The 25,434-nt window shown below is 68.3% G+C and carries 26 protein-coding genes; 11 read left to right on the forward strand and 15 right to left on the reverse strand.

Translation table 11 applies throughout. The features are described 5' to 3' along the window. From EPO51_RS22430 to flbT, 3 genes are all read right to left on the reverse strand, one after another. Window positions 1–230: flagellin N-terminal helical domain-containing protein (locus EPO51_RS22430; protein WP_465246623.1), on the reverse strand; the 230-nt coding region annotated here is incomplete at its 3' end. 280 nt (window positions 231–510) lie between these two features. Beyond that, window positions 511–879: a flagellar biosynthesis regulator FlaF gene (gene flaF, locus EPO51_RS22435; RefSeq protein WP_293354893.1), complete on the reverse strand. Its 369-nt coding sequence runs from the start codon at window positions 877–879 to the stop codon at window positions 511–513. Beyond that, window positions 839–1,264: a flagellar biosynthesis repressor FlbT gene (gene flbT, locus EPO51_RS22440; RefSeq protein ID WP_293354896.1), complete on the reverse strand. Its 426-nt coding sequence runs from the start codon at window positions 1,262–1,264 to the stop codon at window positions 839–841. The genes flaF and flbT overlap by 41 nt, the downstream gene beginning before the upstream one ends. 171 nt (window positions 1,265–1,435) lie before the next feature. Here flbT and EPO51_RS22445 point away from each other — a divergent pair, with 171 nt between their 5' ends. Then, the gene (locus tag EPO51_RS22445) at window positions 1,436–3,262 is read left to right on the forward strand and encodes a tetratricopeptide repeat-containing glycosyltransferase family protein (RefSeq protein WP_293354899.1); all 1,827 of its coding nucleotides are present in this window, start codon (window positions 1,436–1,438) and stop codon (window positions 3,260–3,262) included. Between the two features lie 60 nt (window positions 3,263–3,322). Further along, a complete protein-coding gene (locus tag EPO51_RS22450) occupies window positions 3,323–3,793 on the forward strand; it encodes a hypothetical protein (protein WP_293354902.1) in 471 nt (156 codons plus the stop codon). Here the strand turns inward: EPO51_RS22450 and pseH are convergent. Beyond that, a complete protein-coding gene (gene pseH, locus EPO51_RS22455) occupies window positions 3,790–4,356 on the reverse strand; it encodes a UDP-4-amino-4,6-dideoxy-N-acetyl-beta-L-altrosamine N-acetyltransferase (RefSeq protein ID WP_293354905.1) in 567 nt (188 codons plus the stop codon). The two genes, EPO51_RS22450 and pseH, sit on opposite strands and share 4 nt — an antisense overlap. After that, entirely contained in the window at window positions 4,353–5,051 is a 699-nt protein-coding gene (locus EPO51_RS22460; protein ID WP_293354908.1) for a glycosyltransferase family protein, read from the reverse strand. Before EPO51_RS22460 ends, pseH begins: the two co-directional genes overlap by 4 nt. Before the next feature lie 185 nt (window positions 5,052–5,236). On the opposite strand from EPO51_RS22460, the gene EPO51_RS22465 reads away from it, so the two are divergent. Together EPO51_RS22465 and EPO51_RS22470 are read left to right on the forward strand one after the other, a co-directional pair. Continuing rightward, window positions 5,237–6,109 (forward strand): AAA family ATPase, encoded by an 873-nt coding sequence (locus EPO51_RS22465; RefSeq protein ID WP_293354911.1) that lies wholly within the window; start codon window positions 5,237–5,239, stop codon window positions 6,107–6,109. A gap of 89 nt (window positions 6,110–6,198) precedes the next feature. Then, window positions 6,199–7,002: a hypothetical protein gene (locus tag EPO51_RS22470; RefSeq protein WP_293354913.1), complete on the forward strand. Its 804-nt coding sequence runs from the start codon at window positions 6,199–6,201 to the stop codon at window positions 7,000–7,002. Between the two features lie 81 nt (window positions 7,003–7,083). On the opposite strand, the gene EPO51_RS22475 is transcribed toward EPO51_RS22470, so the two are convergent. After that, window positions 7,084–7,458, reverse strand: coding sequence for a hypothetical protein (locus EPO51_RS22475; protein WP_293354916.1), 375 nt, complete (start codon window positions 7,456–7,458; stop codon window positions 7,084–7,086). A 32-nt stretch (window positions 7,459–7,490) separates the two neighbouring features. After that, a complete protein-coding gene (locus EPO51_RS22480; protein ID WP_293354919.1) occupies window positions 7,491–8,303 on the reverse strand; it encodes a universal stress protein in 813 nt (270 codons plus the stop codon). A gap of 108 nt (window positions 8,304–8,411) precedes the next feature. On the opposite strand from EPO51_RS22480, the gene EPO51_RS22485 reads away from it, so the two are divergent. Together EPO51_RS22485 and EPO51_RS22490 are read left to right on the forward strand one after the other, a co-directional pair. After that, window positions 8,412–9,056, forward strand: a complete 645-nt coding sequence (locus EPO51_RS22485; protein WP_465246624.1) for a YfbR-like 5'-deoxynucleotidase — start codon at window positions 8,412–8,414, stop codon at window positions 9,054–9,056. Beyond that, window positions 9,053–10,018 carry an NUDIX hydrolase gene (locus EPO51_RS22490; protein ID WP_293354925.1) on the forward strand — a complete coding sequence of 322 codons (966 nt, stop codon included), beginning with the start codon at window positions 9,053–9,055 and terminating at the stop codon, window positions 10,016–10,018. Before EPO51_RS22485 ends, EPO51_RS22490 begins: the two co-directional genes overlap by 4 nt. Here EPO51_RS22490 and EPO51_RS22495 read toward each other — a convergent pair. The 3 genes from EPO51_RS22495 to EPO51_RS22505 form a co-directional block, all read right to left on the reverse strand. After that, a complete protein-coding gene (locus EPO51_RS22495; RefSeq protein ID WP_293354928.1) occupies window positions 10,015–10,938 on the reverse strand; it encodes a sterol desaturase family protein in 924 nt (307 codons plus the stop codon). The genes EPO51_RS22490 and EPO51_RS22495 overlap by 4 nt on opposite strands. Then, the gene (locus tag EPO51_RS22500) at window positions 10,935–11,336 is read right to left on the reverse strand and encodes a hypothetical protein (RefSeq protein WP_293354931.1); all 402 of its coding nucleotides are present in this window, start codon (window positions 11,334–11,336) and stop codon (window positions 10,935–10,937) included. Before EPO51_RS22500 ends, EPO51_RS22495 begins: the two co-directional genes overlap by 4 nt. Before the next feature lie 153 nt (window positions 11,337–11,489). Further along, window positions 11,490–12,047 carry a porin family protein gene (locus EPO51_RS22505; RefSeq protein ID WP_293354934.1) on the reverse strand — a complete coding sequence of 186 codons (558 nt, stop codon included), beginning with the start codon at window positions 12,045–12,047 and terminating at the stop codon, window positions 11,490–11,492. Window positions 12,048–12,242: 195 nt separating this feature from the next. On the opposite strand from EPO51_RS22505, the gene EPO51_RS22510 reads away from it, so the two are divergent. The 3 genes from EPO51_RS22510 to EPO51_RS22520 all read left to right on the forward strand — a co-directional run bounded on the left by EPO51_RS22510 (window position 12,243) and on the right by EPO51_RS22520 (window position 16,002). After that, window positions 12,243–13,358 (forward strand): beta-ketoacyl-ACP synthase III, encoded by a 1,116-nt coding sequence (locus EPO51_RS22510; protein ID WP_293354937.1) that lies wholly within the window; start codon window positions 12,243–12,245, stop codon window positions 13,356–13,358. 30 nt (window positions 13,359–13,388) lie between these two features. Continuing rightward, on the forward strand, window positions 13,389–15,110 hold the full coding sequence (locus tag EPO51_RS22515) for an N-acyl-D-amino-acid deacylase family protein (protein ID WP_293354940.1): 1,722 nt from the start codon (window positions 13,389–13,391) through the stop codon (window positions 15,108–15,110). Between the two features lie 100 nt (window positions 15,111–15,210). After that, a complete protein-coding gene (locus EPO51_RS22520; protein WP_293354943.1) occupies window positions 15,211–16,002 on the forward strand; it encodes an N-acetylmuramidase domain-containing protein in 792 nt (263 codons plus the stop codon). On the opposite strand, the gene ppdK is transcribed toward EPO51_RS22520, so the two are convergent. From ppdK to EPO51_RS22545, 5 genes are all read right to left on the reverse strand, one after another. Next, a complete protein-coding gene (gene ppdK, locus EPO51_RS22525) occupies window positions 15,999–18,692 on the reverse strand; it encodes a pyruvate, phosphate dikinase (protein ID WP_293354946.1) in 2,694 nt (897 codons plus the stop codon). The genes EPO51_RS22520 and ppdK overlap by 4 nt on opposite strands. 17 nt (window positions 18,693–18,709) lie before the next feature. Continuing rightward, window positions 18,710–20,980, reverse strand: coding sequence for a glycine--tRNA ligase subunit beta (glyS, locus tag EPO51_RS22530; RefSeq protein WP_293354949.1), 2,271 nt, complete (start codon window positions 20,978–20,980; stop codon window positions 18,710–18,712). A 2-nt stretch (window positions 20,981–20,982) separates the two neighbouring features. Beyond that, the gene (locus EPO51_RS22535; RefSeq protein ID WP_293354952.1) at window positions 20,983–21,900 is read right to left on the reverse strand and encodes a glycine--tRNA ligase subunit alpha; all 918 of its coding nucleotides are present in this window, start codon (window positions 21,898–21,900) and stop codon (window positions 20,983–20,985) included. Window positions 21,901–21,999: 99 nt separating this feature from the next. Then, entirely contained in the window at window positions 22,000–22,407 is a 408-nt protein-coding gene (locus EPO51_RS22540; protein WP_293354955.1) for a hypothetical protein, read from the reverse strand. A 108-nt stretch (window positions 22,408–22,515) separates the two neighbouring features. Next, window positions 22,516–23,118, reverse strand: a complete 603-nt coding sequence (locus EPO51_RS22545; protein ID WP_293354958.1) for a fasciclin domain-containing protein — start codon at window positions 23,116–23,118, stop codon at window positions 22,516–22,518. Window positions 23,119–23,502: 384 nt separating this feature from the next. On the opposite strand from EPO51_RS22545, the gene EPO51_RS22550 reads away from it, so the two are divergent. Then, on the forward strand, window positions 23,503–23,841 hold the full coding sequence (locus EPO51_RS22550) for a P-II family nitrogen regulator (RefSeq protein WP_293354961.1): 339 nt from the start codon (window positions 23,503–23,505) through the stop codon (window positions 23,839–23,841). Between the two features lie 26 nt (window positions 23,842–23,867). Beyond that, window positions 23,868–25,433, forward strand: coding sequence for an ammonium transporter (locus EPO51_RS22555; protein ID WP_465246625.1), 1,566 nt, complete (start codon window positions 23,868–23,870; stop codon window positions 25,431–25,433). Window position 25,434: the final 1 nt, after the last annotated feature.

Here is a 25,434-nt window from a genome sequence, read left to right on the forward strand (position 1 = left end):
ACGTCCACCGTGGATTGGCCGCGCTGCAGCGACTCGCGAACGGCATTCAACGACTGGGACGTCGCACGCTGGTTCTGGGCGATAGCCCAGACGGCGCCGTTGTCCTTCGCGTTGTTGATCCTCTTGCCGGTGTTGATCCTCCCCTGGGTGACGTTCAGGTCCGCGTTGGTCGAATTCAGGTTTTGCAGCGCGATCATGGCGCTGACGTTGGTGTTGACCGAATTGGCCATGGGTAGTGCCTTCCATTCTGGAGGGAGTGGTCCGGACTTCTGCCGGCGAGCGATTTTTCGCTCATGCACGACCACGCAAGGCGCGGGCCAGGATTAACCACGCCGCGCCAGGTCTTTTCCGCATGATTTTATTGGATTTTTTGGAGAACTCGGGTCGCCAGGACTCCCGCCCCACCAGCCATTTCCTGCAGCCCGGCAGATCGTGCCGAGACCGGCCCGGCAAAAATCAAAAAGGCCGCGGGGACGCCGCGGCCTTCGAAAATCGGGAGCGCCTGGAGGATCAGGCCGCGGCCTGGGCCCCTTGGCTGGCGAGGCCCTGCATGATCATGCGGTTGATCTCGATCAGGGGCTCGATCTCCTCCTGGTTCCGGATCACCAGGGTCGTGTGCTTGCCGACCCAGATGCTGAGCGAAATGAACGAGGCCCGCAGGGCGGGCGGCAGCCCGTTCTTCGGGTTCGAGCAGTCGGCCGCCAGCGTCGACCACATGCGGCGGTTCCAGTCGAGCGCATCGACCCGCCTGGCGACCTCCGTCCGATCGAGAGTGGCGGCGTCCATCAGCGCGCGGGTGACCTGCGCGAACAGACGGTATTCCATGTCGCGGGGATTCTCAGCCCGCGTGGCCGCCTGTTGATACGCCTGAAGGGACATTCCCCAGCCTTTCGTCTTCGTACTCGATGAGTTTCCGGCAGAGCATCAGCGCCTTGTAGTACTCGCGCGCCATGCAGTGCTTCGAGATGTTCACGCAGTCGGCCAGCACCGAAGGGTTCTGGATGACCCCCATGAACTCGGTCAGCCGACGAACGAATTCGTCGTAGAAGCGTTCGGCGTTGCCCTCGTCGAGGTACATCATCATCACGGGGAAATAGATCCGCCGCGCTGGGGTCTGCACATCGTCCGGCTGCAGGATATCCTTCTCGCGAAGGACGGACGCCTTGTTCTGGAGGACAAGCACGGCCCGGCGGTCGCCATTCTGAACGACAGCGCCGTTCAGCACGAACTTCTCACCGGGTCTCAGCGATAGCTTCAGCGGCAAAGCCCGCCCCCTGATCTCGGAGCCTGCGAACCAGCGATGTGATTCGAATGAACCATAATCGCCCTCCTCAGGCCCGAACGCACCCTAGGCTTACGAGGGACCCGTTAACACGCGATTGCCGGGCGGGATTCTTAGGCCCTTTTAAGCGCGGATTAAGCATAAGGAGGCCAATTGGCAGGCTATCTGCTGGAGAGCCTGTTCATGCCCGCCAAGGCCCCGACCACCTTCGTGTCCGCCCTAGCGCTCGACACCGCCGCGGGGCCGGCCGCAGCCACGCCGAAGGCGACGGGCGGCCCCATGGGGGAGGCCGGATCCAAGGAGGCCCTTGCGCGGCTGACCTCGGCCATGTCCGAGCTGAAGGCGATCGCCGTCAAGCCGTTGCTGGACCGTGCGGTCCAGGCGCTGAACGCCGAACGAAACCAGGAGGGCGGCGAGTGGGCGCTGAAGGCTCTCGACAAGGATGAGACCAACGGCTTCGGCTGGTATCTGCTGGCGATCAGCCGCGAGCGGGCGGGCGATTTCGGTTCGGCGATCACAGCGTACGAGACGGCCCTTCGCCTGCTGCCGGATCATGCGGAGGTCGCCAACGATCTTGGCCGCCTGGCGTACCGCCTCGGCATGAAATCCCATGCCGAGAAGCTGTTCCGGCACTTCCTCGTCCGCTACCCGGGTCACCACGAAGGCGCCAACAACCTCGCCTGCGTGCTGCGAGACGACCAGCGGTACGATGAGGCCGTCGAGCTCCTGCGCCCGGCGATCCTCGCGCGGCCCGACGTCGCCATGCTCTGGAACACGATGGGCACCGTCATGGCGGAGCTGGGCGACTATCCCAATGCCGAGATCTTCTTCCGCGAGGCCGTGCGGCTTGAGCCGACGTTTCCAAAGGCGCTCTACAATCTGAGCAGCGCGCGACTGTCCCAGGGCGATCCCGACGAGGCCCTGGTTCTCTGCGACGAAGCCCTCGCCCACGTCCTGGCCGAGGACGAGCGGCAGATGATGCACCTTTCACGCTCGACCATCCTGTTGACGCTGGGCCGCATTGGCGAGGGCTGGGACGCCTACGAGGCCCGCCTCCACCCGTCCTATGCCGACACGACTCACTTCCTCGTGGATGTGGAGCGCTATCCGGCCGGGGCCGGCCTCGAGGGCAAGTCCCTGCTGGCCATCGCCGAGCAAGGTCTGGGGGACGAGATCCTGTTCGGCAACGTCCTGCCGAACGCACTGGAGGCCGTGGGGCCCGAAGGCCGGTTGACCCTCGCGGTCGAGCCCCGGCTGGTTTCGCTGTTCCAGCGGAGCTTCCCGCAGGCCACGGTCGGCGCGCACGCCACCTATCTGAAGACCGGCCGCACCTACCGAACGCTGCCCTTCGTCACGAACTTCAAGGACTACGACTACTGGACGCCGTTCGGCTCGCTGCTGCGGGAGTTCCGCCGCAGCATCGGAGCTTTCCCGGACCGCGCGGGCTTCCTGACCCCCGATCCGGTCCGGGTGGCGCACTGGCGCCGCGAGCTGGACACGGCGCCGGCCGGCGTGAAGGTGGGGCTCCTCTGGAAGAGCAACATCCGCACAGGCGCGCGTCGCCGCTTCTTCTCGCCGTTCGCGGATTGGGCGCCTGTGCTCAGGGCCAGGGGCGTCACCCTTATCAACCTGCAATACGGCGACTGCTCGGAAGAGATCGCCCAGGCCGAGCGTGACTACGGCGTCAGCATCTGGACGCCGCCGGGTATCGACCTGAAGCAGGACCTGGACGATGTTGCGGCGCTCTGCTGCGCGGTGGACCTGGTCGTGGGCTTCTCGAACGCCACGATGAACCTGGCCGCCGGCTGTGGCGCGCCGACCTGGCTGATCTCGGTGCCCGGCGCCTGGACCCGCCTGGGGACGGCCCGCTACCCCTGGTACCCGCAGGTACGCACCTTCACCACGCCGGCGTTCGGCAACTGGACCCCGGTGATGGAGGCGGTCGGCGAGGCGGTCGAGGCCTTCGCGGCGGAACGCTGACCGCGCCCAGGGATTGATCGGGCAGGCGCCAGGACGGCGCCAGACGCGAGGAGCCCGAAGATGTCCGAATCCCCCGACCTGGATGGCCAGGAAGGCGCCGAGGCGTATGACGCCTTGCTCGACGACGATGGAACCGGCCTCGGCGAGGAGCGCACCTTCGAGGAGCTCCCGCAGGTCGAGGACCTGACCCAGGTGGACGGCGACCGCGACGACGACGAGGCCTTGGCGCTCGACGCCGACGAATTCGATCCCGACGCCGTGGATGACGCCGACACCGAAGAAGACGATGAACTCGACTACCGCGCCGCCACCGCCGAGCGCGAGGACGACCTGGATGGCCAGGGGCCGGAGGACGGCTTCAACGAGGCCCGCGTCGCCCCCGACGACATCGACGGCCTGGAGGAGACGGGCGACGCGCTCACGGTCGACGGCGGCGAGGATGACTTCACCAATTTCGAGGCGAGGAAAATCGACGACGCGGACCTGGAAGACCTGGGCTATGCCAAGCCGGACGGAACGGCGAAGGGCTAGGAGAGCTCGAAGCCCTTTTCGCGCAGGCGCCGCAGGCTCTCGGGCCGCTGCGCCGCCCAATCCTCGGCCAGCAGGCCCAGGCCAACCACGTCGGCCGGCTGACCGTTTTTCCAAACGTGGGCGCGCAGCAGCGCCTCGCGCCGGAAGCCGAACGATTCGTGCAGCTTCCACACCGCCTCGTTGCCAATCAGCACCTCGCAGCACAGCTTGTTGAGGCCGTGGTCCGCGAATACATGCTCGATGACCTTGAACTCGACGAAGGCCCCCACGCCCTTCCCGCGGGTCGAACCGTCGGCGAGGTAATAGGCCCACGAGCATCTCCGGTGCGCCGGCGCGATGTCATAGAGATTGGCTAGGCCGACGGGCCTGTCGTCCACCTGGATGATCCAGTACTTCCGCGCCGGGTCCGCCATGGCGGCGTTGAACCAGTGCTCGTGCTCGACCTCCGATATCTCATGGTCGCTGTACATCCAGGCGCGGATGTCGGGCAGGTTCCGCCATGTGCGGAGCCGGCTCATGTCGGACCCCTCGACGGGCCGCAGGACGATGTCTGGCGCGCTCATGCGGCGGCTCCGGAGCTGTTGCGTTCGAGGGCGACCACGTCAGCCGTGGTGAAGTCCGGCTTACCCGGATAGAGCCGCTCGTAGACGTCGCGGACGAACGCCAGATCCTCCGGCAGGTCGACCGTCCACCGCAGATGCGCCAGCGACACTGGCTGCGAGAGGTAGGCCAGCCGGAATTCGTCGGGCCGCCGGTAGATGAAGGGCGTCACATGCTCCCGTTCGTACGGGTCGGCGGCCTCGCGGCAGGCGCGCGCCAGCGCCTCGCGGCTCATCACCTCGACGTCCAAGCCGTGCGGATAGGTGCGCACGGCGGGCGTGTTGCTGGCGTAGTCCGCCCCGGCCTCCCGCCGGCTGTCGATGGTGGCGTCGATCACCGTCCAGTCGGCCAGCGGGCAGTCGGCGGTCAGCCGCACCACCGTGTCGGCCTCCGGGACCAGGGCCATCGCCCCTCCGAACCTGTCCAGCACGTCGGTCAGCGAGCCGCGAAACACCAGGTGGCCCAGGCCCGCCACATAGTCGGCCAGAGGATCGTCGGACGCGTCGGTGCTGGTGGCCACCACGATGCGGCCGATGCGCGCGGAGCGGCCCAGGCGCTCGAGCTGCCGGCCGATCATCGGCTCGCCCAGCACCGGCGCCATGACCTTGCCGGGCAGCCGGCTGGAGGTCATCCGCGCCTGAAGGATCGCCAGGTTCAAGGCATTCGGTCCCGTGATCGCAACAGCTGCACCCACGACTATTCCGCGTCTCTCCTCCGGGCAATGGGGCGGCCCCCGCCCTTGCGGAAGCCTGATCGCCCTTGAACATCCGGTACAGGACTATAGGTTGCCCTTAGACAAACAACTGTTCGAACGTGGGCTTGGCGCCCGCGCGGGGAGCCTAGATGAGCCGTCAGCGTTTCGAGGGGACCGACAACTACGTCGCGACCGAAGACCTTAAGGTGGCGGTCAACGCCGCCATCGCCCTGGAACGTCCGCTCCTGATCAAGGGCGAGCCCGGCACCGGCAAGACGGTGCTGGCGGAGGAGATCGCCAAGGCGCTGGGGTCGGACCTGATCACCTGGCACATCAAGTCGACCACCAAGGCCACCATGGGCCTTTACGAGTACGACGCCGTGACCCGCCTGCGCGACAGCCAACTCGGCGACGAGCGGGTGAAGGACGTCAAGAACTACATCAAGAAGGGCAAGCTCTGGGAGGCCTTCGAGCACGCCGGCCGGCCCGTGCTGCTGATCGACGAGATCGACAAGGCCGACATCGAGTTCCCCAACGACCTCCTGCAGGAGCTCGATCGGATGGAATTCTACGTCTACGAGACCAACGAGACGATCAAGGCGGCCGTCCGCCCGATCGTGATCATCACGTCGAACAACGAGAAGGAGCTGCCCGACGCCTTCCTGCGCCGCTGCTTCTTCCACTACATCCGCTTCCCCGACAGCGAGACGATGCAGGAAATCGTCGACGTCCACTATCCGGGGATCAAGGCCAAGCTGGTCGCCGAGGCGCTGCGCATCTTCTACGACATGCGCAAGGTGCCGGGCCTGAAGAAGAAGCCGTCCACGTCCGAACTGCTGGACTGGCTGAAGCTTCTGATGGTCGAAGACATCGACGCCGATGCGCTGGCCGAGAAGGATCCCACCAAGCTGATCCCGCCGCTGCACGGCGCCCTGCTCAAGAACGAGCAGGACGTGCATCTGTTCGAACGCCTGGCCTTCCTGGCCCGGCGCGAGGGCGCGGCGCGGCCCGGCCAGCAGTAACGCCCCGGCACTCGGCCGTTACGGCGAATTCACTCGCCTTTTCGAAGGGCTCCGACCACCCTCCAAGGGAACGGACGGAGCCCTTTTTCATGAAGCCGCTGTACCTCGTCGCCGCCTCGGCCCTGGCCCTGACCGCCGCGGCCTGCGGCCCCAAGGTTCCCGCCGCGCGCGCCGCGCTGGACTGCCCCCAGACTCAGGGGGACCTCACCCGCACCTCGGCGTCGCCGGACGGCAAGGCCTGCACCTACACCAACGACGGCGGCGCCGAAGTGACGCTGCAGCTCGTCAACGTGACCGGCAGCCCCGACGCCACGCTGGCGGGCATTGAGACCACCCTGCTCGCCAACCGCACGGCGCCCGTCGCCGAAGATGCGAAGGACGGGACCAAGGAGGAGCCGGCCAAGGCCAGCCCCCAGGCCGCCACGGACGCAGAGAAGGCGGCCAAGGAAGCCGCGGACGACACCAAGGGCGTCTCCGTCCAGGTCAGGATCGACCCGCACGGCAAATCCGGTGTCGTCACCGAGGACGGCGGGACCACCCGCGTGAACCTGCCCGGCATCCATGTCGTCGCCAACGACAACGACGACACCGCCAATGTGCGCGTGGGCCCGCTCACCATCGACGCCGGCGACGACGGCGCGACAGTGCGAATGCGCCGCGACGTGCGCCTGCGGGGGGAGGCGCTGAGCCGGGAAAAGCGCGGCCTGCGCGCCATGTTCATCTATACGGGCGACGACCTGCCCGAAGGCTACCGGTTCGTCGGCTACGAGGCCGGCGGCCCCAAGCGCGGCCCGATCACGGTCGCCGTCGTGAAGTCGAAGACCGAAGGCCCCGACGGCGGCGAGCTGTATCCCGACGTGAAGAAACTGGTCCGCAAGAACGGCGGAGTCTGAATCTCAAGGGCCTGAAGCATCCGCCGGGACGCCGGGTCGGCTCGGGCCGACCCGTGCGCGCCGCGCGAAGGCAGAGGCCGGTCAGGCGGCCGGCTGCACCTCGACGACCTTGTAGGTCAGCGGCCGGCCATCCTCGTCGGTGACCGTCACGTATTCGCCAACCGCGAACTTGTGCTGGCCCAGGCGGTGGACCGGCTCGTCGTCGGCGGCGTCATCCTCGTCGTAGTCGAAGAACCAGCGCTGGCCCTTGCGCGCCAGACGGCCGTCGACGGGATCCTCGTCCGGCGCGAACCGGCGCACGGTGCAGGCGTCGCGCGCCTTGCCGTAGGCCGCCTCGTCCAGCATCCCGTCCGGCGTCAGCGGCGCGGTCAGCGAATAGCCGCGGTGGTCGTCTCCGCCGGCGAATTCCGTCCCGGGGTTGCGGGCGAGCCGCATCACGATGCGCGACAAGGACATGAAGTCACCTCCTGGCAGGTCAGATAAGGATTCTAGTGAGAGAGAAACAGGCTCGGGCTGTCCGAGTTCAACAGCGTCCGGGTGGTGCCGCCGAAGATGAACTCCTGCAGCCGCGGGTGACCGAACGCGCCGGCCACCAGAATATCGGCCCCGGCCGAGGCCGCGGCATGCAGGATCGCTGGCGCGGCGTCGCCGCTGTCGGTGAGCAGCTGCACCTCCGAAGCCACGCCGCGCGCTGCGTAATAGCTCTGCAGCCGGGCGGGGTCGAAGGTGCGGGAGCTGGCCTTGGGGGCGGCGATGATCACCACCTTCGACGCCTTCTCCAGCAGTGGCGTGGCGAGGCGCGCGGCGCGCGAGGCCTCCTTGCCGCCGTCCCAGGCCACGGCGACCACGCCCCCGACCTTCAGGCCTTCGCGAGCGATCAGCACCGGGCGCTGTTCGTCGGCCACCATCTGCTGGAAAGCCTCGGCCAGGGGTCCCCGCCCCCGCGCGGGATCGCTGGTGAACACCACCACGTCCGATAGGCGGCTCTCGGCCGACAGCCCCGCCCAGACCGGCGTCTGCAGGGCCACGAACTGACTCTTGGCGTATTTGGCGCCGGCCGCGGCCTTGCGGGCGTTGGCCTCGCCGGCCGCGGTGGCCTCCTTCAGGGACTCGAGCGCGGTCGTCTGGACCCCGCCCAGGAAGCCTTCGCCCATCCAGGGCATGACGTCGGCCACGTCGGCCGGGGTGTAGACGCAGGCGAGCTCCGCCCCGAACGGCTCGGCGAGCATCGCCGCGGCGGCGACGGTGGCGGCGTCGCCCTGGCCGCCCGACAGCGGCGCCATGATGCGGGCCCAGCTCATGTATGCATCCTCTTCACGCCCCACCATCTTCTATCCTGAACCGCGCCGGATTGATCTTTGTCAGTCCCTGGGCCAGTTCACGACCTCGACAGTGGAAGGAATGCACGGGTGAGGAAAGGGCTGCGTCGCACGAATGAGGCGCCCCGGGCCTGGCAGCGTATGCTTTCGGGCCGCCGGTTGGACCTGCTCGACCCCTCGCCCATGGACATCGAGATCGAGGATATCGCCCACGGCCTGGCCCGTGTGGCCCGCTGGAACGGCCAGACGGTGGGCCAGCACGCCTTCTCGGTCGCCCAGCATTCGGTGGTGGTCGAGGAGATCGTGGCCCACATCCAGCCCGACGTCGAACCCCGCTGGCGGCTGGCCGCCCTGCTGCACGACGCCTCGGAATATGTGATCGGCGACATGATCAGCCCGTTCAAGGCCGCGCTGGGCGTCGACTACAAGGTCTTCGAGGAGCGGCTGGAGAACGCCATCCACGTGCGCTTCGGCATCCCGGCCAAGACGCCGACGGCGATCAAGAAATTGATCAAGCAGGCCGACCGGGCCTGCGCCTTCTTCGAGGCGACCCAGCTCGCGGGGTTCGGCCACGCCGAGGCGCTGGAGATCTTCGGCGCCCCGCCAACGGGCTACAGCCTGAAGATCGAGCCACAGGCGCCCTTCGACGCCCAGGCTCACTATGTGCGCCGCTTCGAGGTGCTGTCCGAGGCCGCGGGCTACACGCCCCACGCCCAGGCGTTCGACACCGAATGAGCAGCTCCCTCGTCATCGGGCTGTCGGCGGTGGTGGTCGCCATCAAGGACGGCGAGGCCGTGGCCCTTATCGTTCGCCAGAAGGGCCAGGCGGGCGACCTGACCAGCCTGCCCTTCGGCCCGTTCGACCCCGACGGCCACCGCACGTTCGAACTGGCGCTCCGGGCGTTCGTGACCGAGCAGACCCGTTTCGACCTGGGCTATGTGGAACAACTCTACACCTTCGGCGACAAGGGCCGCGACGCGCCCCTCGCCGACCTGGGCGGCGGCGGCGACGCGGCAGCGCGGGTGATCTCCGTAGGCTACCTGGCCCTGGCGCCCGCGGCGGTCGACACCCACTTCGCGGGCAGCGAATGGCGGCCCTGGTCGCAGATCTTTCCCTGGGAGGACTGGCGCGCCGGGCGCCCGCGCGCCTTCGACGCCATCGAGACGGCGCTACGCACCTGGGCCGGCAACGACGCCCAGAAGCTCGCCCGCGCCCGCCTGCTGTTCGCCCTGGATGGCGCGCCGTGGAACGAGGAACGGGTGCTGGAGCGCTACGAGCTGCTCTACGAGGCCGGCCTGGTCCAGGAGGCGGCCCGCGACCGCGACGAGGCCGCCCCTGCCCGCCCCGACGCCCTGGTGGCGGCGCTGGGCGAGGCGATGATCTCCGACCACCGGCGGATCCTGGCCACGGCGCTCGGCCGCCTGCGCGGCAAGCTTAAGTACCGCCCGGTGGTGTTCGAGCTGATGCCGGACGCCTTCACCCTCTCGGCCCTGCAGCGCACCGTGGAGGCCATCGCCGGCGTCCCCCTGCACAAGCAGAATTTTCGACGCGCCCTCGAACGGGCCGAACTGGTGGAGGGCCTGGGCCGCCTCGACGCCGACACCGGCGGCCGCCCCGCCGAGCTGTTCCGCTTCCGCCGCGAGATCCTGGGGGCACGGCCGGTGAGCGGGCTGTCGCTGCCGCTACTGCGGGACTAGGCCGCCTCGCGCGCGTCCTCCGCCGCCGCCTTCGCGGGCTCCGCCCCGACTCGCGCCTTGATCATCGTGCTCGTCTCGCGGCTGCCGTCGTGGCTCCAGCCCGGCGGGCCGAAGATGTAGCCCAGCGCGTGGCGCGGGTTCCGGACCACGTCCTGGACGATCCCGATCCATTCGTGGAAGACCACCCGCAGGATGTTGAAGGTGGCTACGTTCTTGACCAGGCCGTAGCGGCAGGGCTCGGCGTCCAGTTCGGGCTGGAAAGTGCCGAACATCCTGTCCCACACGATCAGGATCCCGGCGTAGTTGCGGTCCAGGTAGATGGCGTTGCGGGCGTGGTGGACCCGATGGTGCGACGGCGTGTTGAACACCGCCTCGAACCAGCGTGGCGTCTTTTTGATCGCCTCGGTGTGGATCCAGTACTGGTAGACCAGGCTGACCCCCTTCTGGATGGCGATCATCGCCGGGGGGAAGCCCAGGAAGGCCAGGGGCAGCCACAGCGCCCAGGTCCCGGCCACTCCGCCCGTCCAGGTCTGCCGGAGCGCAGTGGACAGGTTGTAGTGTTGGGACGAGTGGTGGTTGACGTGCGCCGCCCACCAGAACCGCCGCTCGTGGCTGACGCGATGGAACACGTAGTAGGTCAGGTCCTCCAGCAGAAAGATCGCCACCCAGGCCCAGATCGCCGTCATCGGGATCGTGAACAGCCGGTGCTCGTAGACCCACAGGGTCGCGGCGAAGACGGCGCCCGCGGTCAGCAGCCCCGCGACGCTGGAGATCAGGCCCATGCCCAGCGACACCGCGGTGTCCTTCGTCTCGTAGCGCGCGTCGGCCTTGCCCATCCGGGCCAGAACGATCTCGAGGATGACCGAGAGGATGAAGAACGGCGTCGCAAGCGTGACCGGATCGATCGCCGCCTTCATCATGCAGCAAGGTCCTTGGTCAGGTTCTTGGGCGGCCAGGACGGCAGCGACAGGGTCGCGCGCGGCGCGGCGATGTCGGCCAGGTCGACGCACAGCTTGCCGTTCTTGAAGCTGGCCGAGATCGCCTGGGCCCACGGGATCTGGCGGGCCGCGAATCCGTCGCCCACCTGGCAGATCACCAGCGCCAGGCCACCGGACTTGGCCAGGGCTCCGGCTCCGTCCGAGGCCACCCAGACGGCGTCCAGCTTACGGCCGGGGAACTCGTATTCGAAGAGCCCGCGCGCCTTGTAGTCGTCCAGCGGGCCCGCGGGCTTGGCGATCTTCGCCCAGGCGGCGATGGCGACCAGCACGCCGACCGCCGCCGCCGAAAGGGCAAGTTGAACGAAGAAGGCCTCGTTCATCGCGGTGGCTCCCATGCTGTCCAGACGCGGAGCGTGGGCGCGCGCCGACAGCCGGTCAAGGAAAAGGCCGCTCCTGCGACAGAGCGGCCTTCCTTCAGGCGCAGGCGTCCCTGGGAGGGACTGGGAACGCGCCGGCGCCCGAAGCCCTTCCCGCTAGAATTTGCGGACGTAGGAGGCGCCGAACACGTTGGCGTGGGCGCTGCTGTTGGTGAATTCCTGGCGCGTGTAGTCGACGCGGATGCCGTTCAGCCCATCGAAGGAGTGCTGGGCGCCGACGCCGAAGTTCCAGGACTCACCGTCGTCGGCCGCCGAGACCCCCAGCGCCTTGCCGCTGATCTTGGTGGTGCCGTAGCCGACGCGGGCGAACAGGTCGGTGTTGGGGCTGATCGGCAGGAAACCGACGCCGTAGGCGGCGAACTGGTGCTCGAGCTTGGTCTTCACATCCAGGCCCGGCGTGCCGCCGACGTCGTGGAACGTGTAGCCTTGCAGGCCGGTGGCCGCCTCGCCCTCCACGCCGAGATAGGGCGTGAAGCGGTAGCCCAGGCGGGCGCCGGCGATCTCGTAGTTCGGCGTGCCCGCGTCGGCGTGGGCCAGGCCCAGGTTCACATAGGCGCCGACGTTGCTGGCGGCGGCGTCCTGGGCCTGGGCGGCGGCGGGGACGACGGTGGCGATCGCGGCCAGCGAGGCCGCGGCGATGAGAGCGTTTTTCATTTTTGGGGAGGAACTCCGTACTCGTACTGAACAGCCCGCCCAGTCCGTCTACCGATCGACGCCAAACGCGGCCCGCCGCAGACGGTTCTTTGTCGAAGGTTTGTTCAGTGCATGTCTGTGTCCTTCCGGCCACATCGCCCGTGACGCCGCCGATGGGCGTGCTAATCAGGCGGCAAAGTTCGGGAAGGAACACGAATGACCGACGCGGTGATCGCCGCCACTGGGCTCTACACGCCGCCCAACAGCCTCTCGAACGCCGAGCTCGTCGAGACCTTCAACGCCTACGTCGAGCGCTTCAACGCGGCCAACGCCGCGGCGATCGAGGCGGGCGATGTCCAGGCCCTGACCCCCTCCTCCGCCGAGTTCATCGAGAAGGCCTCGGGCATCAAGGCCCGCTTCGTCGTGGACAAGACCGGCCTGGTCGATCCCGACCGGATGGTCCCCAATATCCCCGAACGCCCGAACGACCAGATCTCGATCCTGGCCGAGATCGCCGTGGAAGCCGCCAGAGAGGCGATCGCCCGCTGGGGCAAGGACGTCAGCCGGATCGACGCGGTGATCTGCGCCGCCTCGAACATGCAGCGCGCCTATCCCGCCATGGCGATCGAGGTGCAGCAGGCCCTGGGTATCGAAGGGTTCGCCTTCGACATGAACGTCGCCTGCTCGTCCGCCACGTTCGGCATCAAGACCGCCTCCGATTTCGTGACCTCCGGCTCGGCGCGGGCGGTGCTGATGGTCAATCCTGAGATCTGCTCGGGCCACCTGAACTTCCGCGACCGCGACAGCCATTTCATCTTCGGCGACGTGGCCACCGCGGTGATCGTCGAGCGGGCGGAAGATGCGACCGGCGGCTGGGACATCCTGGGCACGCGGCTGAAGACCCAGTTCTCGAACAACATCCGCAACAACTTCGGCTTCCTGAACCGGGCCGCTCCGGAGGGCGTCGGCGCCCCGGATAAGCTGTTCGTCCAGGAGGGCCGCAAGGTCTTCCGCGAGGTGGTGCCGATGGTCTCGGAGATGATCATCGACCACGCGGGCGAGTTGGGCATCGATCCGCACGGCCTCAAGCGGATGTGGCTCCACCAGGCCAACATCAACATGAACGAAATGATCGGGAAGCGCGTCCTGGGCCGCGAGCCCAGCACGGCCGAGAACGTCATCATCCTGGACGAGTACGCCAACACCTCCTCGGCCGGATCGATCATCGCCTTCCACAAGGCCAACGACGACTTCTCGGCGGGCGAGACCGGCCTGATCTGCTCCTTCGGCGCGGGGTATTCGGCCGGGACGGTGTTCGTCAGGAAGCGGTGAGGCTAGGCTCTCTTCGCCAAGGGAGTCTCCATGAACAACAAGCTGCTCGCCGCCACCGCCGTGGCGCTTTGCCTGACCGCCTCGCAGGCGGGCTCTGCGCCGACCTACGACCTCATGGTCCGCGGCGGCGAGATCTACGACGGGTCGGGCGGCGCGCCGGTCAAGGGCGACGTGGCGATCAACGGGGACCGGATCGTCTGCGTCGGAGCCTGCCCCGGCACGGCGGCGAAGACCGTGGACGCCCATGGCAAGGCCGTCGCGCCGGGCTTCATCAACATGCTGTCCTGGTCCAACGACAGCTTGATGCAGGACGGCCGCGGCCAGTCCGAACTGCGCCAGGGCGTTACGCTCGAAGTCATGGGCGAGGGTACGTCCATGGGCCCGCTGACGCCCGAGATGAAGCGGCTGGAGGCCCAGCGCCAGGGCGATATCAAGTACCCGATCACCTGGACCACCCTCGACGAGTACCTGCGCGTGCTCGAGAAGAAGGGGGTCTCGGTGAACGTGGCGTCCTTCGTCGGCGCGGCGACAGTGCGTGTGAACGTGCTGGGCGAGAGCGACGTCGATCCGACACCCGCCCAGCTCGCCCAGATGCGCGGGCTGGTGGTCAAGGCCATGGAGGACGGCGCCCTGGGCGTGGGCTCCTCGCTGATCTACGCGCCCGGAACCTTCGCCGAGACCGATGAGCTGGTCGCCCTGGTCACCGAAGCCGGCCGCTGTGGCGGCATGTACATCAGCCACATGCGTTCGGAAGGCGCGCGGCTGTTGGAGGCCACCGATGAGGTGATCGACATCTCGCGGCGCTCAGGCGCTCCGGCCGAAATCTACCACCTCAAGGCCGCCGGCCGCGACAACTGGGGCAAGATGGATGCGGCGATCGGCCGGATCGAGGCCGCCCGCGCGTCCGGCCTGCGGATCACCGCCGACATGTACACCTACCCGGCCAGCTCCACCGGCCTGGACGCCGCCATGCCCACCTGGGTCCAGGCCGGCGGCGTGGAGGCCTGGATCGGCCGCCTCAAGGACCCCGCCACCCGCGCCCGGGTGATCGAGGAGATGCGGTCCGGCTCGCCGACGTTCGAAAACCTACAGCGCGGCGCGGGCGCGGACGGCACCTTGCTGGTGGGCTTCAAGAACCCGAAGCTGAAGCCGCTCACGGGCAAGACCCTGGCCCAGGTGGCCAAGGACCGTGGGGTCAGCCCGGAGGACGCCGCCATCGATCTGGTGATCGAGGACGGCTCCAGGGTGCAGGTGGTCTACTTCTCGATGTCCGAGGCGAACGTGGCGCGCCAGGTCACCCTGCCCTACATGAGCTTCGGCTCGGACGCGGAGGCCCAGGCGCCCGAGGACCCTTTCACCCTCTCGTCGACCCACCCGCGGGCCTACGGCAACTTCGCCCGGCTGCTGGCGAAGTACGTGCGCGACGAGAAGCGCCTGAGCCTCGGCGAGGCGGTGCGCAAGCTGTCGGCCCTGCCCGCCCACAACCTCGGCCTCCATGAGCGCGGCGAGCTGAAGGTTGGGAACTACGCCGACGTGGTGGTCTTCGATCCCGCGAAGATCCAGGACCACGCCACCTTCGAGAAGCCGCACCAGTTCTCGACGGGCGTCAGCGAAGTGGTGGTCAACGGTCAGCTCGCGCTCGCGAACGGCGAGCCCACGGCCGCGCGTCCCGGAAAGGTCGTGCGCGGCCGCGGCTGGACCGGCTGGAAGGACGGCGGCTGCAAGCCCAGCGCCAGGGACTGGCGCTGGTGACCACAATGCAGCATCGCGCGGCTTGACCATCTTCCACTGAGAGTTGAGCCTTCGCGGACGCCCCGCCGCTGAGCGATGCGGCGTCGCCAGGGAGTCGCCAATGCCTGCCATCCCAAGCTTCAAGGGCGAGGCCAAGCCCTTCAGCGAGGGCGCCGTCGCCGCGGCGGCCGCCAAGCTGGCCTGCGAGGTCGCCGCAGTGCGCGCCGTGATGCAGGTGGAGAGCCGCGGCGGATTCCTGCCGGACGGGCGTCCGCGCATCCTCTTCGAGCGGCACTATTTCTCGCGGCTCGTGAACGGCGCCTACGATCACGAGCATCCGGACATCTGCTCGACCCGATCCGGCGGCTATGTCGGCGGAGCCGCAGAATACGACCGCCTGGTCCGCGCCGCCAGGCTGGACCTGCGAGCCGCGATCCGCTCGGCGAGCTGGGGCGCGTTCCAAGTGATGGGCGACCACTACAAGCGGCTCGGCTACGCAACGCCGGAAGCCTTCGTACAGGGGATGTGCGAGTCCGAGGACCGGCACCTAGAGGCCTTCGTGGCCTTCGTGAAGTTCAACAGGCTGGACGACGAGCTACGCCGACACGACTGGGCCGGCTTCGCCCGCGGATACAACGGGGCGGGCTACAAGGCGAACCGCTACGACGAGAAGTTGGCGGCGGCCTACCACATGTTCAATCTCGGCGAAGCGAGGGCCGACGGCGGACGCCCGAACCTGCGCATGGGCGACGACGGGCCCGATGTCGTGACCCTTCAGCGTGCCCTCGGCCTGAATCCCGACGGCGACTTCGGTCCGGCGACGAAAGCCTCCGTGATCAAGTTCCAGAAGTCCAAGGGACTGGTGGCCGACGGCTTCGTCGGCCCCCTGACCTGGCGGACCCTCGGGCTTTAGCGGTCCTTCTCGCGTTCCCCGATCGCCGCCTGCGCCGCGGCCAGGCGGGCGATCGGCACGCGGTAGGGCGAGCAGCTGACGTAATCCAGGCCGACGCTCTCGCAGAACTGGATCGAGGCGGGGTCGCCGCCGTGCTCGCCACAGATGCCCAGCTTCACGTCCGGCCGCACCGCGCGGCCGCGCTCGGCGGCGATGCGGATCAGGTCGCCGACGCCCTCCTGGTCCAGGCTGACGAAGGGGTCCTTCTCGAAGATCCCCTTCTCGATATAGGCGTTCAGGAACCGGCCGGAGTCGTCGCGGCTGATGCCGAAGGTGGTCTGGGTCAGGTCGTTGGTGCCGAAGGAGAAGAACTCGGCGTACTCGGCCAGGTCGCCGGCGCGCAGGGCGGCGCGGGGCAGCTCGACCATGGTGCCGACCATGTATTTGATGGCGACGCCCTTTTCCGCGATCACTTCCTTGGCCGTGCGGTCCGTCAGTTCGCGGAGGAACTTCATCTCCTCGCCCTTGGCGACCAGGGGGTGCATGATCTCCGGGATCGGCTGCGGCCGGCCCTCGGCGGCCACTTCGCAGGCGGCCTCAATGATGGCGCGAACCTGCATCTCGTAGATCTCGGGGTACGACACCCCCAGGCGGCAGCCGCGGTGGCCCAGCATCGGGTTCACCTCGTGCATCTCCTGCGCGCGGCGCATCAGCTTGGCCGCGTCGAGACCGGTCGCCTCGGCCACCGCCTGCACGTCCTCCTCGGTGTGCGGCAGGAACTCGTGCAGTGGCGGGTCCAGCAGGCGGATGGTGACCGGCAGGCCTTCCATGATCTTGAACAGTTCGACGAAGTCCTGGCGCTGCATGGGCAGGATCTTGGCCAGAGCCTGCTTCCGGCCGGCCACGTCGTCGGCCAGGATCATCTCGCGCACGGCGGCGATCCGGGCCGGGTCGAAGAACATGTGCTCGGTGCGGCAGAGGCCGATGCCTTCGGCGCCGAACTGGCGGGCGGTCTGGGCGTCCAGCGCGGTCTCGGCGTTGGCGCGCACCTTCAGCCGGCGCACCTCGTCGGCCCAGCCCATCAGGGCGGCGAAATCGCCGCTGAGCTCAGGCTCGACCATCTTCACCGCGCCCTGCAGAACCTCGCCGGTCGAGCCGTCGATCGTGACGATGTCATAGGCGCGGATGGTCTTGCCCCGCGCCCGGAACTCGCCGGCGCGGGCGTCGATGTGGATCTCGCCGGCGCCGGAGACACAGGGACGGCCCATGCCGCGCGCCACCACCGCGGCGTGGCTGGTCATGCCGCCGCGGGCCGTGACGATGCCGCGCGCGGCGTCCATGCCGCGGATGTCCTCAGGCGAGGTCTCCTCCCGCACCAGGATCACGGCCTCGCCGGAACCGCCCAGCTTCTCGGCCTCCTCCGCCGTGAACACCACCTTGCCGGTGGCCGCACCGGGCGAGGCCGGCAGGCCCGAGGCGATCACGTCGCGCGGGCTGGAGGGGTCGATGGTGGGGTGAAGCAGTTGGTCCAGCGAGGCGGGTTCGACCCGCATCACCGCCTCGGCCTTGGTGATCAGGCCTTCGCTGGCCAGGTCCACCGCGATGCGCAGCGCGGCCTTTGCCGTGCGCTTCCCGTTGCGGGTCTGCAGCATGTAGAGCCGGCCCTGCTCGACCGTGAACTCGATGTCCTGCATGTCGCGGTAGTGGGTCTCGAGCTTCTCCACCACCGCCTTGAACTGGGTGAAGACCTCGGGAAGCGCTTCTTCCATCGACGGGTTGACGTCGCCCATCTCCTCGCGCGCGATCTTGGTCAGCGGCTGCGGCGTGCGGATGCCGGCGACCACGTCCTCGCCCTGGGCGTTGATCAGGAACTCGCCGTACAGGCGGTTGTCGCCCGTCGAGGGGTTGCGGGTGAAGGCCACGCCCGTGGCCGAGCCATCACCCATGTTGCCGAACACCATCGACTGGATGTTCACGGCCGTGCCCCAGCTCTCGGGGATGTCGTGCATGCGCCGGTAGAACTTGGCCCGGTCGTTCATCCAGCTCGCGAACACGGCGCCGACCGCGCCCCAGAGCTGTTCGGCGGGGTCCTGCGGGAACGGCTTGCCGAGATCGCGCTCGACGGCGGCCTTGTAGTCGGCGACCACGGCCTCCCAGTCCTCAGCCGTCAGGCCGGTGTCCACATGGACATCCAGCCGGTCCTTATGGTCGTCGAGGATCTCCTCGAACATGTGGTGGTCCAGGTCGAGGACCACGTTCGAGTACATCTGGATGAAGCGGCGGTAGCTGTCGAAGGCGAAGCGGCGGTCGCCCGAAAGCCGGGCCAGCCCTTCCACCGTCTGGTCGTTGAGGCCCAGGTTCAGGACGGTGTCCATCATCCCCGGCATCGAGGCCCGCGCGCCGGAGCGCACCGAGACCAGCAGCGGGTTGGCGGCGTCGCCGAACATCTTGCCGGTGAGCTGCTCCACCGTCTTCAGGCCTTCGGCCACCTGTTCCTTCAGGTTCGGCGGGTAGGCCTTGTCGTTCGAATAGTAGTGGACGCAGGCCTCGGTGGTGATGGTGAAGCCCGGAGGCACCGGCAGGCCCAGCGACGACATCTCCGCCAGGTTGGCGCCCTTGCCCCCCAGCAGGTTTTTCATGGAGGCGTCGCCGTCCGCGGAGCCGCCGCCGAAGGCATAGACCCAGCGCGTCTTCACCATCGTATCGGCCATCTTCAATCCCCTAAGAGCTAACCCGTAACCTGGGAGAAATCCGCCACTTGTCCCATGGCGTCCCGGACTTTCGCCAGAAGGCGCAGCCGGTTGTCGCGTTCCTCGGATACGTCCGAATTTACTAACACCTTGTCGAAGAACGCGTCGACCGGCGCACGAAGCTTGGAAAGTTCGCGCATGGCGCCCGCGAAATCTTCGGCGTCGAGGGCGGCGTCCAGCTTGGCGTCCAGCTCGCCGACGGCGGAGATCAGCGCCAGTTCCTCGGGCGAGGACGCCGGCATCCGCATCGGGCCGCCGGTGGGCAGCGCGCCCTTCTTCTCCTCGGCCTTGAGGATGTTCACCGCGCGCTTGTAGCCCGCGAGCAGGTTCGTCCCGTCCTCGGTCTTGAGGAAGGCGTCCAGCGCGTTTACCCGAGCCACGATGCGGACGAGGTCGTCGTCGCCCAGGGCGAAGATCGCGGCCACCAGGTCGTGCCGCTGGCCGCGGTCGCGCAGCCAGACCTCCAGGCGGTCGGCGAAGAAGGCGACGATCTCGTCCGCCACCTCGTCGTAGCGCCGGAACTCGAACAGCACCCTGCCCGTCGGCTTCTCGCGCTCGAGACGGTCGAACACGATGTCGACCTCGCGGTCCATGGCCACCACCTGCGGCGCCCCATCCAGCAGCGCCTCGTCGAACTCGCGCAGGTAGACCTCGAACTCCTGCGACTTCGCACGGCCGCCGGCGCCCAAGTGTACGGTCAGCTTGGGCGTCGACACCCACAGCGCCCGGCCCGGATCGACGAAGCAGCGGAGCGACCGATACCAGTCGGCCACGACCTGGCGCAGCGGGAGACGCAGCTCCGAGCCCAGGACCACCCGGATCACGCCCAGGGCCGAGCGGCGGAGGGCGAACGGGTCGCGCGAGCCGGTCGGCTTCTCGCCCACGGCAAAGAAGCCCGTCAGGGTGTCCAGCTTATCGGCCAGGGCCACCGCCATGGTCACGGGACGGTCGGGAACCTCGTCGCTGGGCCCCGCCGGCTTGTAGTGGTCGCGGATCGCCTCGGCGACCAAGGGCGAGAGGCCTTCGGCCTGGGCGTAGTAGCCGCCCATGATGCCCTGCAGTTCGGGGAACTCGCCCACCACGCCCGTGCCCAGGTCGGCCTTGGCCAGACGCGCGGCCTGGACCGCCTTGGCGACCTCGGCCCCGACGCGGGGCGCGAGCGCGGCGGCCATCATCTCCAGGCGCTCGACGCGCTCGTACATGGCGCCCAGCTTGGCGTGGAAGGTGACGCCCTTCAGCTTCTCCAGCCGGTCTTCCAGCCTGGTCTTGCGGTCCTCGTTCCAGAAGAACCGGGCGTCGGACAGACGCGCCGACAGCACCTTGGCGTTGCCCAGCGCGATGGTCTTGCCGCCGTCCGTGGCGTCGATGTTGGCCACCGTCACGAAGTGCGGCGCCAGCTTGCCGGTCTTGGGGTCGCGCACGGCGAAATAGCGCTGGTGAACCCGCATGGAGGTGCGGATCACCTCGGGCGGCAGATCCAGGAACGCCGGGTCCATGTCACCCAGCACGGGCACGGGCCATTCGACCAGGCCGGCCACCTCGTCCAGCAGCCCCTGATCCTCGACCAGTTCCAGGTTACGGGCGAAGCAGAGGGTCTTGGCCGCGTCGACGATGCGGTCCTTCCGCTCCTCGGGGTCCAGGACCACGAAGTGCTTCTCCAGCTTCTCGGCGTAGGCGTCGAAGTCCTTGGCCTTGAACGACTGGCCCGAGCCCATGAAACGGTGCCCCAGGGTGGTGTCGCCGCTGGGGATGCCGTCGATCTCGAAGGGCACGACCTCGCCGTCGAAGACGCAGAGGATGCGGCGCAGCGGGCGCACCCAGCGCAGCTTGCTGACGCCTGAGACCATCGACTTGGGCCAGGGGAAGTCGCGGACGATCCCCTGGACCATCTCGGCCACGATCTCGGGCGTCGGGCGGCCCGCCTTGTGGATGTGCGCGACCCAGACCCCATCGCGATCGACCAGGTCGGACTTCTTGAGGCCGGTCTTGCGCAGGAAGCCCTCGAGGGCCTGGTCCGGCGCGCTGGTGCGCGGACCCTTGACGTCCTCATGGCGGTCCTTCTGGGCCTCGGGCAACCCCTCGGCCACCAGCGTCAGACGGCGCGCCCCGCAGAAGGTCTTCAGCGCCTCCGGCAGCAGGCCCTCGGCGGCCAGGCGCTCGCGCGCCATGCGCTCCAGGTCGCGCGCGGCGTTCGCCTGCATGCGGGCGGGGATCTCTTCCGAGAGCAGTTCGAGCAGCAGCTGGGGCATGGCTAGACTTTTTCCGCCAGAGCCACCGGAAGGGGCGCGCCGTTCCCACCTTCCGAGGCCACCCAGGCCTCGGCGCACATCTTACAGAGGTCGCGGATGCGGCCGATGTAGGCCTGACGTTCGGCGACCGCGATCGCGCCGCGGGCGTCCATGATGTTGAACAGGTGGCTGGCCTTCAGCACGTGGTCGTAGGCGGGCAGCGCGAGGGGCTGGCCCTGGCGGCCCCTGTGGTCGAGGATGCGTGGGACCTCACGCTCCATGTCCTCGAACTGGCGCTTCAGGGTCGCCACGTCGGCGACCTCCAGCTCGAAGGCTGAGAACTGCTGCTCGTTCGGCAGGTAGATGTCGCCGTAGCTGAACTCGTCGTTGAACCTGAGGTCGTAGACGCTGTCCTTGTTCTGCAGATAGAGACTGAGACGCTCCAGCCCGATGGTCAGCTCACCCGCCACCGGGAACACGTCCAGGCCGCCCACCTGCTGGAAGTAGGTGTACTGGGTGATCTCCATCCCGTCGCACCAGACCTCCCATCCAAGCCCCCAGGCTCCAACCGTGGGATTCTCCCAGTCGTCCTCGACGAAGCGGATGTCGTGGACCTTGGGATCGATGCCGATCGCCTCCAGGCAGCCGAGATACAGCTCCTGCAGGTTCTCCGGGTTGGGCTTCAGGATGACCTGGTACTGGTGGTGCTGGTGCAGGCGATTGGGGTTCTCCCCGTAGCGGCCATCGGCGGGACGGCGCGAGGGCTGCACGTAGGCGACTTTCCAGGGTTTCGGCCCCAGCGTGCGCAAGACGGTCATCGGCGAGAGCGTCCCCGCCCCCACTTCCACGTCGTAGGGCTGCAGAATCGCGCAGCCCTGACGGCTCCAATAATCATGGAGTTTCAGGATAAGGCCCTGAAAAGACAGTGGTTGATCAGGCATCGGGAATGGGATGTTCGCAGGCGCAAAAAAAGTCGGCGGACCATAGGGCCCACCGACCTTCGCTTCAACCGCCGAAGCGGTGGGTATTTCAGAGGGCGATCAGTTGCCCTTGGCCGCGGTGCGCTTGCCGGCCCGCGACATCGGCTGGCCATACTTGGCGCGGTTCTCGGCGGTGTCCGGCACCGGACCGTTGGTCACCGTCGACGTCGTGACCGTGGCGGCCTGGGTCGAGGCCGGCGCGGCCACGTCGGTCGCGGCCGTCGTCTCCGTCGTGGTCGTCACGCCAGTGTCCACCGGCGGCGCGGCGACGGTCTCGGATGGGGTCGAGCCGACCGGCACGGTCACCTTCGACGTGTACTGTTTGTCGTCCGTGGGCGAGTGGGCGCCGTTCCAGTCGCCGGTCACAGACCCCGGGGTCGGCGGCTTGGGGGCAGGATCCTGCGCATAGGCCGCGCCGCCCAGGAGGGCGACGGCGGCCGTGGCGGTGGCGAAAAGGGCAATCTTCATCGTCAGAACTCCGGTTGATGGCGCGATCTTCACCCCATCCTCGACGTGCTGACGCTGTACGGCTCAGGCGGGTGGTTGGTTCCCGCCCAGCCCCAGGTTTTACCCGAATTACCGGTTGGCGGGCGCTGAGGCCGAGGCGTCGGCGGCGGGCGCGGCGGCCGCGGGCGGATCGACGGCGCCCTGACCCGAGACCAGCACATGGTCGACCACGTGCAGCAGGCCGCTGCCGGTGCGCAGGTCCGCCTGGACGATCGTGGCGCCGTCGACCTTCATGGCGCCGGCTTCATCGCTGCCGTCCAGCAGGATGGTGTCGCCGGCGCCCGACGGGATCGGACCCTTGGCGCCCTTGATCTTGGTGGAGTCGATCGGGGCGTTGACCACGTGGTGCAGGACGAACTTCTGCATCGCGGTCTTGTCGCTCTTCAGCTTGGCCAGGTCGGCGGCCGGCATGGCGGCGAAGGCCGCGTCGGTCGGCGCGAACACCGTCAGGTTCTTGTTGGTCTTCAGCAGGCCCGCCAGGTTCGTGGCGTCGATGCCGCCCACGAAGGTCGTGAACTGGCCCGAGAGCTTCAGCGTGTCGACGAGGTCGCCCTGGACGGCCACGGGGGCAGCGGCGGCGGCCGGCGCGGGCGTCTGGGCCGAGGCGGCGAACGGCGCGGCGCTGAGGGCGGCGACGGCGACGGCGGCGAGAAGGAGGCGGGTCGGCGACATACTGGGTCCTTGTGGCTTCGAGTGGCTTGGCCTGGGCTGGCCGCGGGTGACTTACGCTGAAGGCGTCGAGCGGTTCCAGCCACACGCGTTCGTGAGACTAGGCGCGGAAAGCGCCGGATTTACGACGGTGACCGGGCGCGTCAAGGACCGGTTGTCCCTTCCCGACCCCCATATTTGCCGAAATGGCAGGCGCCCAGACGCCGATACGCTCAAGAAACGGGCGCCCTCCGGCTTCTTCATCAAAGCGTCACCCCAGCGGTCCGCCCGCGCCGCGCCCCGACATAGCGTCGCTCCGATCGCCGCCAAGGGGATAACGGCGCGGCGGTCTTCGAACGAACGAGAGGGGTTGGGCCCGCCCTCAGGGCCGGACGCGGGAGCGAGCGGATGAAACTCATCATGGCGATCGTCAAACCGTTCAAGCTGGACGACGTGCGCGAAGCGCTCGTTGGGGCCGGCGTGGAGGGTCTGACGGTCTCGGAGGTCAAGGGATATGGCCGGCAGAAGGGCCAGACCGAGATCTATCGGGGGGCGGAGTACCAGATCAACTTCCTGCCCAAGGTGAAGCTGGAGGCCGTCGTCGACGACGCGGCCGCCGCCAAGGCTGTGGAGGCCATCAAGGCCGCAGCCGCAACCGGCAAGATCGGCGACGGAAAGATCTTCGTCCTCGACGTCTCGGAGGCCGTGCGCATCCGGACGGGCGAGACGGGCGCCGCGGCGCTCTAGCGAACGGGACAAGGGGACTTATGCTTATGACATTCTTTGGAAAACAGCGGCTGGCAGGGCTCGCGCTCGCCGCCGTGATGGCCGGGGCGCCGCTGGCGTCCGCGGCCTTCGCCCAGGAGGCTCCGGCGCCCGCCGCCGCTGCGCCTGCCGCCACGCCGGAAGCCGCGGCGCCCGCCGCCGAGGCCGCAGCGCCCGCTCCCGCTCCGGCCGCCGCCGAGGCTGCGCCCGCCGCCGCTCCGGCCGCGCCGGCGCAGACGGTCGACAAGGGCGACACCACCTGGATGATGATCTCGGCGGTGCTCGTGCTGCTGATGATCATTCCCGGCCTGGCGCTGTTCTACGGCGGCCTGGTCCGCCAGAAGAACATGCTGTCGATGCTGATGCAGACGGCCACCGTCTGCGTCATCGGCATGATCGCCTGGGTCACCTACGGCTACAGCCTCGCCTTCACCGACGGCGGCGGCCTCGACACCTTCGTGGGCGGAGCCTCGCGGCTCTTCCTGAAGGACGTGACGCCCGCCTCGAACGTGGCGACGTTCTCCACGGGGATCTACATCCCCGAGCTGACCTTCATCGCCTTCCAGATGACCTTCGCGGCCATCACCGCCTGCCTGGTGCTGGGCGGCGTGGCCGAGCGGATGAAGTTCGCGGCCTGCGTGATCTTCGCGGTCCTCTGGCCGCTGCTGTCCTACTACCCGATGGCCCACATGGTCTGGTGGTGGCCGGGTCCGGACGGCATCGCGACCGCGCCGACCGCGCCGGTGAAGTCCGGCCTGCTCTGGGGCTGGGGCGCGCTGGACTTCGCGGGCGGCACCGTCGTCCACATCAACGCCGGCATCGCGGCCCTGATGGGCGCCCTGATCCTCGGCCCCCGCAAGGGCTATCGCTCCGAGCCGATGCAGCCGCACTCCCTGACCCTGACCCTGGTCGGCGCCGGCCTGCTGTGGGTGGGCTGGTTCGGCTTCAACGCCGGTTCGAACCTGGAAGCCAACGGCTACGCGGCCCTGGCCCTGCTCAACACCTTCATCGCCACCGCCGCGGCGGGCTTCTCGTGGGCGATGACGGAGTGGGTGACGCGCAAGAAGGCTTCGCTGCTCGGCATGGCCTCGGGCCTGGTCGCCGGCCTCGTGGCCGTCACCCCGGCCGCCGGCTTCGCCGGCCCGATGGGCGCCCTGGTCCTGGGCCTCGTGGTCTCGCCGATCTGTGTGTTCTTCTGCTCGGTCGTGAAGAACGCGCTGAAGTACGACGACAGCCTGGACGCCTTCGGCATCCACGCCATCGGCGGCATCGTCGGCGCGCTGGGCACCGGCATCCTGGTCTCGGCCAGCCTCGGCGGCGCGGGCATCGTGGACTACACGACCTGCGCGGCGGACGGCGACATCTCCACCTGCGACGCGCTGGCCAGCTATACCATGGCGGGCCAGTTCATCACCCAGCTCAAGGCTGTGGCGGTGGCGGTCGTCTGGTCGGCGGTGGCCTCCAGCATCGTGTTCTTCATCATCAAGTACACGGTCGGCCTCCGCGCCTCGCCGGAAGCCGAGGAAGAAGGCCTGGACATCGTCGAGCACGGCGAACGCGCCTACCACTCCTAAT

Origin of the sequence: Phenylobacterium sp. (assembly GCF_004297125.1) — a bacterium.
Classification (GTDB): Bacteria; Pseudomonadota; Alphaproteobacteria; order Caulobacterales; family Caulobacteraceae; genus Phenylobacterium.